The organism is Cellulophaga sp., from assembly GCF_039943695.1.
Classification (GTDB): Bacteria; Bacteroidota; Bacteroidia; order Flavobacteriales; family Flavobacteriaceae; genus Cellulophaga.
Genome location: NZ_JBDVAA010000131.1, coordinates 1 through 9,586 on the forward strand (window position 1 = coordinate 1; position 9,586 = coordinate 9,586).

The 9,586-nt window shown below is 27.8% G+C and carries 5 protein-coding genes and 1 pseudogene; all 6 read right to left on the minus strand.

Translation table 11 applies throughout. The features are described from left to right. Nucleotides 1–730 (minus strand): annotated as a pseudogene (locus ABJD66_RS09220) (hypothetical protein); the annotation flags it as partial. 190 nt (nucleotides 731–920) lie between these two features. Continuing rightward, complete coding sequence (locus ABJD66_RS09225; protein WP_348130709.1) at nucleotides 921–1,373, minus strand: hypothetical protein; 453 nt, start codon at nucleotides 1,371–1,373, stop codon at nucleotides 921–923. A 200-nt stretch (nucleotides 1,374–1,573) separates the two neighbouring features. Next, nucleotides 1,574–3,175 carry an AAA family ATPase gene (locus ABJD66_RS09230; RefSeq protein ID WP_348130712.1) on the minus strand — a complete coding sequence of 534 codons (1,602 nt, stop codon included), beginning with the start codon at nucleotides 3,173–3,175 and terminating at the stop codon, nucleotides 1,574–1,576. 4 nt (nucleotides 3,176–3,179) lie between these two features. Beyond that, nucleotides 3,180–3,818: a hypothetical protein gene (locus ABJD66_RS09235; protein WP_348130714.1), complete on the minus strand. Its 639-nt coding sequence runs from the start codon at nucleotides 3,816–3,818 to the stop codon at nucleotides 3,180–3,182. A gap of 1 nt (nucleotide 3,819) precedes the next feature. Next, nucleotides 3,820–6,036: a PIN domain-containing protein gene (locus ABJD66_RS09240; protein WP_348130717.1), complete on the minus strand. Its 2,217-nt coding sequence runs from the start codon at nucleotides 6,034–6,036 to the stop codon at nucleotides 3,820–3,822. Next, nucleotides 6,026–9,586, minus strand: a 3,561-nt coding sequence (locus ABJD66_RS09245; protein ID WP_348130720.1) for an AAA domain-containing protein, incomplete at its 5' end; no start/stop codon positions are given. The genes ABJD66_RS09245 and ABJD66_RS09240, both read right to left, overlap by 11 nt.

Sequence of the window (9,586 nt, forward strand, 5' to 3'; positions counted from 1 at the left end):
CTAAAATTTGTTTTATTGAACTTGCTGCTTTTGCTTCGTTAGGAATATCATCTGGTGTTAGTTTTAATAATTTAGTCGTTTCTTTCATTAATTTCGGTAAGTCCCAATTTTTGTCATATTCTTCTTTTCTTTCGTCAAAAATTGATTTACACGAAGTTTCAATTAGTTCTTTTGCTAAACCAATTGAAATATGTGGTGAATTCTCAATTGAGGATTCCATTAAATTTATTTGTTGAGAAACGTAATCAGCATTTAAAATCTGTTTTATTTCTTTTCCTTTTTTTTCAATAGATTCTTTGCCGTTTATTTTAATTCTACCAACAAAAATTGGCTTATTCGATATTCGAGTTTTTTCTACAACCTCGAAATTATCGTCAGCTAAATTGTCATTAAAAATCTGAAGTAATTTGTTAACCTCTTCTTTATCTGCTCTGACTAGTGGATGAATCATTTCACAAATGAAATTCAAAAATTTTGAGTCATCACAATTTAGAAGATTGAATCGGTCGTCATTAAAAATCCAATCATCTTCCCAGTCATAGTTATTAACTCGATGTTGCCAAATATCGCCTGCGGCATTTGGAAAGCGGTTGTCGTAAGAAGGCATATTTTCTAAATCAAACATTCGTGATAAGAAATTAGCTTCTTCAAGTCTACCAGCCCACCGAAATCCTTCAACTTGGATAAAATCAAATATATTCTGTCTTGTTATTTGTAATATTTTGTTCAATGAATTTTGTCGGTTTTAATTGGGTACAACGGTCTCGTATAACCGTCAGTTACGGGTTAATATGCGTTAATTTTCGGTTTGGTACTGACGTTAGTAATTCTATGTGGATTCGGACGTAGTCGAATCCGCCGTAAATGCGGTTATACATTGTTGTAGCCAGTTTTTTGATTAATAATTATCCTTCAAGAAATTATTTTTTTGAAATTTTAAAATCTTTACGATACGTTTCAAATATTGGAGATAAATCAGCTTCCAACATTCTTTCTATTACCCTTCTATCAATTTCTTTATTAATTTCAATGAAGTAAAGATCCAACTCTCCATTATATTTCTTGAAAAAGGAAAACCATTCAAATGCTTTTGTGGGATTTGGATCAATAGATTCTATAAAATGTTGTTTTGTTCTATCATATATTGATTTAGCCTTACCTACATATAAAATCTTTCCTTGATACTTATAAAGATACAAACCACTAATTTTGGATCCACCTATAATGTCTTTAAGGAATTTATATATTTTTCGTTTATCTTCATCATTATCCATTAAAACTTTACCATGAATTATTTTTGTATGTTTCCAATAAACCTCTATTGGGTAAATTTTTATTTCTTTAAGAAAATCTGTGTATGAATATTCTTTCATAATTAATAATGGAATGGTATTAGTAAGTTTTAATTGGCTACAACTAGTTAACAAAAGCAATAATCACATTTCTCCTACAATATAAAAACATTTTTTGTAGTACAATTATGTAGATGTGTAATTGGGTAAAAAAAGAGTATAAATGGCACAAAAAAAACCGTAACATACAGTTACGGGTTTAGCTTATTTTTAGTAGCAAGCTAAAATATATCTTCTTCCTTTTCTCTTTTTGTTAATATTTGATTTTTAATTTCATCCTTCTTTAAATCTTCTTTATCAGTATCAGAACTTGCTGGTCTAGCTCTTGTTGATGCCCAATCTCTTAATCCATCAATTTTATTTTTCATTGTGATTGCAAGAGGAACAATTGCTTTGGCTGATTCAATTAGATGTGATAATTTAATTGCTGGTTCTTCATTGTTTTCAATATATGCCTTAAACATTGCTTCTTTTACAGTTTCTTCAATTTCGGCTCCATTAAAATACTTAGATTCATCAATTATTGGATTGAAGTCTGTTATATTTGATTGATTATTTTTCTTGAGATGAATTTCAAATATATTTTTCCTTTCCCTCTTTGTTGGTAAGTCTATAAAAAATATTTCGTCAAAACGACCTTTTCTTAAAAGTTCAGGTGGTAGATTACTAATGTTGTTAGCAGTTGCAACAACAAATACTGGTTTAGTTTTTTCTTGCATCCAAGTTAAAATAGTTGAAAACACTCTTGAGTTTGTTCCTCCATCTTTTTCGCCTGTTCCAGTACTTAAACCTTTTTCAATTTCATCTATCCATAAAACACAAGGTGCAATTGCTTCTGATGTCATTATTGCATTTCTTATATTGTTTTCACTACTACCAACTTCTGATTGAAATACTTTACCTATATCTAACTTTAGTAAAGGTTGATTCCATTCTGTTGCAATTGCTTTTGCTGTTAAACTTTTTCCAGTTCCAGGAACACCTAAAAGCAACATTCCTTTAGGTTCTTTCAAACCAAATATTTTTGCATTTCTTTCAAATGCTTTGCTTCTTTGTTTTAACCAAACTTTTAAATTGTCTAAGCCACCTACACTTGAATCTAAATTTTCTGTGGTATGATAATAATCTAAAATTCCACTTTTCTTTATTATTTGTTCTTTTTCACTTGCTATAATTTTAATTGCGTCTTTATTATTTAAGCCAACTTTTTCTTTTGCTAAACGAAATGCCAAATCGGCTTCTACATCTGTAAGTCCTGCCCCTGCATCTAAAATTAGATTTTTTAAATCATCATTGATAACATCATCCATAGTTATTACTTTCAACCTTTTTTCTAAATCACTTTTATCAGGTAAAGGCATATTTAGAACCGTAACGTATTTTTCTAACTCTACAGGCAATTTAAAAAATGGTGATAATAATAATAAGTGTTTGTTTAATGCTTTAAAGTACTGTGTAAGTTTTCTTAATTGTACCACAAATTTCTCATCTCGAAACTGTTTATGCGCATCTTCAATAATGAAAATCTCTTTTGATTCTTGGTTTTCATTATTACCTCTTAATAAAAATTCAAGAAAAGAATCAGGATTTTTAGTTTCGCCATTATTTGGGTGTTTCTCGACTTTATCTAATTTATTTGAATTTTCAACTTTATTATGGATTTGTAAACCATCAACAATATCCCAAGTGCTAAATGTATATCCTTTTCTAAATGCTGTACTTCTAACTTTTTGAATTATGCGTCCATACTCTGGTGATGCAAGGTAAATTAACGGATAATTTGCATCAAGCATATATTTTAAATCTTCAAATGATTTTTCCATTGTTTTAATTTTTTGCTATGATTTTATTTGAAGCACTACAGTAAGACTTGTTTTTATATCTTGCAGGTATTTCTTTTCTTTTTATTTCTATTCCTTCTCTTCTAGTATTTCCAAATGACTTTTCTATTCCTTCCATTGCTTTATCTGCTAATTCGTGAACATCATATGGAATGTAGTTTGAATCAGAAATAATAGTACCATCTTTTAGAATTGAAAATTCTATTTCAGTTCGTTTTTCATCCTCATTTTCTAGTTTAGAATAACCAACCATAAAAAACTTTTCTTTCACTTCTTCATTTGGTTCAAAGTCGTAGTCTTTTTTTAGAGAAAACCCAACACTTTCAAATTCAGTAAGAATAGTCTTTTTTGCATACTCGACATTTAAAACAAAAAATTCACTCTGTAATTCTTTAACTAGTTCTTTTCCGTTTTTTAGGTAATAACTGTTATAAGTTACTGTACCGTTTTTAATTTTTATTGCATATTCTCCGTGAAGCTTTGTATTAGGTATTTTAGTAACAATAACTTCGTTATCACTTCTAATTTCATATTCCCAGTTAAATTTCTTAACTGCTTCAATAAAAACCTCTGTTTTAAATACTTGAGGATTTTTCAGGAAAGTGGATGTTTCAAAACAAGACATATTATCGCTTTTTTCTAATGTTAGTTTTATTTCTTTTTCTGAGAGAAAGTAAAGAGGTTAATTCGGGAATTGTTTTAGCAGGAATATTTAACGGATTTGCTTTTAATTTTAATCCTTTATCATTTGTCAAAAGAATAGGATTTTTATTTAAGTATTGTAAGGCAACCGATAAAATCATATTATCAGGTGATTTTTTATCATAATCAGGTGGTAAAATTTCTACTTTACTAAATTTTAAATACACATTCCTATCCTTTTCGTGTTTATAAATTTCTCTAATTGCTTGTTGTGCCTTTTCTTTTGTTTCTTTTTTGCTTTTTAAATAGTCTAATTCATCAATAACTTTAGCAGAAAAGATAATATTTTGAAGTGAACCAATTTTGTCAATTATTTTTGGTTCTTCTATTAGAATGTTTGTATCAATAATTATTGATTTCCTCTTTTTTATTAGTTCAAATTCTTTCTCTTTAAGTAAAAACTTCTTTTCTACTTCTAAAAATAAACTCGATTCTTGCTCTTCAAATTTTTCTTTCTCTTTATTTATTTTTGATTTTAGAGTTTTAAATTTTCTTTCATCAGACAAGTCTAAAGTTTTAAGTTCTTCTAATATTAAATCAAGAAAAGATTCTATTTTCTTATTTCTTGCATTTTTGACTGCATTTAGTAATGCTATTTTATTCTCTTTAATTTCACTTAAGATTAAATTATGTTCAGAAACTTTATAAAAAGGTCTTATTTTAAAATCAATATCCTCAATTTCTTTAGTGCTATAATTAGATAGGTCATCACTATTAATTTTTTCAGCAAATAGAGCGTCTATTTTATTACTTATGCTTTCCACACATTCATCAGCAAAATCACTTCTAAAAGAGTCAATGTATTCTTTGACATCTACATTAGAGTGTTTCTCAACGAATTGATAATTAATTGATTTACCACTTATTTTTAAAGGGAAAATTTCTTTTTTGTATATAGATGTTTTATTCGATTTTTGGCTTATAACATTAAACTCATCTATGTTACCAATTATTAAATATGAATTTAAAGATTCGGAAACTTTACTTTTGAACTCTTCTAATTCAGTTTTTAAATCATCATTAATTGGAAGGTAAATAAATAGGTATTTATCTTTAATGTCATTGATTATTTTAGACAAAGTTTCGATCAATAATTTTGAAACCTTATTAAACATTAGCCAAACTTCATTTTCTGAATTTTTGATAATTGTATCTAATCTATCAATAAACATAAAAGGCTCGATAAATTTTAGCTGATTGATGTTATTAGCGATTTCTTCTGAAATATTTTTATCCTCAGCTATTATCCTTTCAATTTCTTTTTGAGATTTAAGTAGCTCTTTTCTATATAAAAAATCATCTGATATTGGATTTTGATAAAAACTATATTTTTGTAGAATTTGAAAAAATAAATTGTCTGCCTTTGCTTTATTTTCACTTAAATATTTAGAAAAATAGTCATTGATTGTTTTTGAATATTCTTCGTAAACAACCGTTCTATATTGTCCTGAAATTGCATCCACTAAAAAGACAGCATATAGCGTTGTTGATTTATGTTCTTTTTCGATTAAGACAGAATCCTTAAAAGAATTAATTTTTTCAACATTATAGATTTCAGGGATTTGATTTTCCGAAAATGATTTTAATAGTTGTTCATCTTCATAATTAATGCTAGAATTAATTGAATTCTCTTCAACATTAACACATTTCAAAAACTCAAAATTATCTTTTGCTTTAAAATGATCATTATTTGTATTGTCAAAATATAACTCAAATCTTTTATTTGTATGTACTCTGAATTTTTTACCTTTCTGAAAATATTCTTTTCCAATATCAGTCAATTGACAATAAGAAAAAGAATTATCTCCAGTAGTTATCATTTCAAATTCTTCTAAACTTTGTAAAGCATCTTTTAATATTTCATATTCTGCAAAGTCTTTATATTTTTTCTGAGAAGGATTGTCTGTTACATTAAATCCTAAAATTTCGCCTATTTCTTCAAAACTTAAAGAGTTTTCGATATTTAGTAAACCACAAATAGTCTTGTCAAACAATGTGAATTCAACTGCTTCTGTACAAGTTGCAGAATACTTTGCTTTTGTAAAAAACCAATCAAAAGGTTTATAGCCAAGATATATTTCTGTTAGTTTTTTATCTTGTTCTACAGCCTTAAATATGTTGTAATCTATATTATTCATCATTACCAAATTCTTTTTTTAAGTTTTTGAAATCAACAACAATCCCTTCATTGTTTATAGTGTCAATTACATTTTTATAAATTTGGTTTCCATTTTTATCTTTAAATCTGTAAAACATATTTTTATTACCAACGACTATTAACAACCGTTTGGCTCTTGATAGTGCTACATTCAATCGTTTGGGAGATTTTGCAAATCCGATATCGTGATTTGTTTTTGCTTCTCCGTTTTCTATCTTTTTGTCACTTCTTACAGTAGATACGATAATAATATTTCGCTCCATTCCTTGAAATTTATCTACAGTGTTTAATCTAACTGGAATATCATATTTATTTCTTGCTTTTAAGACGACTTCTTTCAGTTTGGATACTTGATGTCCGTAAAAACTAATTACACCAATTTCTTGTTCTTCTTGAGCTTTATTTTGGTCGTTACTGTTTTGCCAATGATTCATATATTCTTCAAAACCATTTGATTTTTTAAGTAATTTTATGACTAGCTCAACAGCTTCAATTTCATAATTATTTATTCTTGATGTTCCGCTTAATTCTTCCGGTTCATCTACATTAACCCAAATAGTATGTATATCTGGATTAATAAATTTGTTTAATATAAATCCATGATATCTTGAAAACGGATTACTTAAGTCGGGATCATTTGCATATTCCTTTATAGGTTTTCCAGGTTCTAGACCACCTTCATCCAAGTAAAATTGTTTAATTACATTGTTAATTTTTGGATGCATTCTATATTGTTCATTAAATGTAGATTTAATGGTTGGTGAAACTTTAGGGTGCATTATTAATCTTTCAAACTGAGAAGTTTCTACAAAGTCCTTATTAATTTCAGATGCCAATTCTTTTGCTTCTGTTGTTTCAAGAGATTCTAATGTTTCTTTAAAAGTTTTATCGTGAAGCATTGGAGGTAATTGTCTATGGTCACCAATAATAATATTTTTGCGTCCAAAACACATTGGTAGTAATAATTCTGGTGGTGTCGCTTTACTTGCTTCATCTGTTATTACTGTATCAAACTGAATTGGCTTGATTACCTCTAATAAATTTGTTCCTTTATACCAACCATTAAAATCATTATGTTTTTTACTTAGATTTTTAGCTCGTTTATATAATTGTTCAACTTCTAATTCGCCTTCATAATCATTGAAAATTCGTTGATATTCTGCTCCGAAATTTGGACTTCCAGCGGAACTACTTGTGCTACCAACAACATTCGCATATTTAAAGTATTTATCTTTAAATACCGTTTTCATTTCTTTGTCAGGTTGAGCCATTTCAAAAGCCCAATCTTTCATAATTTCACTATATTTTGGATTAGATTGTTGAGAATTGTTAGCAATTCTTCGCATCCATAATTGTACAGAATTATTGTGAAAATCTTCTTCAACTATTTCAACATCATCTTCTTCTAAAACTTCATTTTCATAATTATCATCAGTTTCAAATTTTTCGTCAACCCATTTCATTATGCGCTCAAACGCATACTTTTTTCCTTCTTCCTCAAATTTACTAGCTCTTCCAAAACGTATCGCTTTTACTAGTGTATGATTCTTGTTGAGTAATTTTTCCAATGCGTTATCTACAGCAAGGTTTGTTTCAGAGGTTAAAAGAATTTTTTGTTCTTGATTTACTCTTACCATTTGCCAAATCATTTCTGCAATTACTGTTGTTTTTCCAGTTCCTGGTGGACCTTGAAGCAATGCTAAATCTGTACAATTTAAAGCAGATAAAACAGCTTTTCTTTGAGAATCGTTTAAGATTAGTAATTCGTGTCTTTTTAATTCATTCCATTCTTCCTCATCTTTAGAGAGATTTTTATATATTTCTTCTGCTTTTGAGCTATCAAAAATGAAATCTTTGATTTTTTCGTTTACAGGTTTTAGGTCTAATCCTTCTTTTGGATTAGTAATTTTATTCATTGCTTCATTTAGCCAAGATATTTTTGCTTGGTCTCCTCTTAAATTTGGTGTTACTAATTTTATTTTAGGTTCTTCTTCAATAAATTTGAAGAACTTATCTGTTTGGCGTTTATCATTTGACCATTTATAAGGTAAATTGAAAACGTAGTGGTTATAGTCGGAATTTCTACCATTTAGATTTCCAATTACTACCTGTCTTTTTTTGTATTCAAATTTATCACCTCTATCTATGTAGAATTCTGAACCAGCTATCTGTCTTGTTTTATCCAAAAATTCCTCTTTTTTAGATTTTTTAGCTATGATGTCAATTTTTACTTTGAATTTAAAATCGTCATTTAATGGTGAGAGCATTATGTTAAATCTATTCAAAGATTTTATTTTGTCGTATTTTAATTTTAAATCTGAATAATCAATAAATTCAAAAGCAACTGTTTGTTGGGACTCACTAATATTTGTGTCAAAATCAAATGAGTAAAATTCTCGTTTTATTTCAGTCCAAAAAGTGTTTTTAAATGTTGAGTTTTCAAACCTTATTGGTTCATTAACTCTAGATTGGTCAAATTGTAAATATACTTTTGACTTAACTTTATCCTTTCCGAAGATTGAGATTAATTCTTGGTGCATTTTTTTTAGACTATCAAATTCATTATGTTTTCGTGAGAAAACATTGTGCCTTAATCGTCTCAATAAATGGTCGCTAATATTTAAGTCCTTGTCTAATTTTATATTGCAATGCCAATCAATTTCGAATTCTGCTCCGTAACTCTTGAAGTAAAATTGCTCTAAAAACATTTTATCTACAACCTCTTGTTTTTGAGATAGATTATTAATATAAATATTTATTGTATCGCTATTATTTGAGACTATAAAACGATTGTTAAATGTTTTGCTAATTTTATTTGATATAGAAAAAGGTGTAATTTTAAGAACACAAGCAATCTGTTTATTTCTTTCGAGTATGTTTGTAAAATCTTTTTGTATAACTCTATCTAATACATCGCTAATATCTTTAAACCTCAAAAACAGACTTCCATCAGGATTTATTCGTTCGTTTAAATTGAAGGGTTCTTCTGAAATAATTTTTTCAAAATTCTTAAATTCTGGATTTTCTTCTTGCTTTAACTTAACTCGAAATTGATAGAGTGATTCGTGAATACTAATCGGTTGGTCATATTTGACTATTTCTAATGGTTGGGAATTTTTATTAAGAATAAGCTGTTGTGCTTCAATCCATTTATCCCAAATTTCTTGTTGATTTTCGATTTCTGATTTTGGCGAAATTTCAAGATTGCAAAGTCTACCATATAATTCATTTAGTTCTCTATTTGGGAAATTAGATTGTTTGAAATCTATTAGTTTTATTTTGCAGATTTCTACTATTGTATATTCATCTGAGTTGAGTTGTTTAATTTCAGATATTACATTTTTTGATTTTTTATTTATTATTGTTTTATAATCGAAAGTTTGCTCTTGCCATTTTAGAACTAATTCTATTTGCTTATTTTCAACTTGAAAAACTACTTTGTGTTCATCCTCGCTTTTTTTTTGAAAGAAGCATTTTATTGTTTTATTGTCAATCCATCTTTTTAATTCCTCAAAGCTTCCTTTGTTCTGTTT

Coding starts and splice junctions, on each gene's coding strand:
- ABJD66_RS09225 (WP_348130709.1), bottom strand. CDS start 1,373: ATGAAAGAATATTCATACACAGATTTTCTTAAAGAAATAAAAATTTAC.
- ABJD66_RS09240 (WP_348130717.1), bottom strand. CDS start 6,036: ATGATGAATAATATAGATTACAACATATTTAAGGCTGTAGAACAAGAT.
- ABJD66_RS09230 (WP_348130712.1), bottom strand. CDS start 3,175: ATGGAAAAATCATTTGAAGATTTAAAATATATGCTTGATGCAAATTAT.
- ABJD66_RS09235 (WP_348130714.1), bottom strand. CDS start 3,818: ATGTCTTGTTTTGAAACATCCACTTTCCTGAAAAATCCTCAAGTATTT.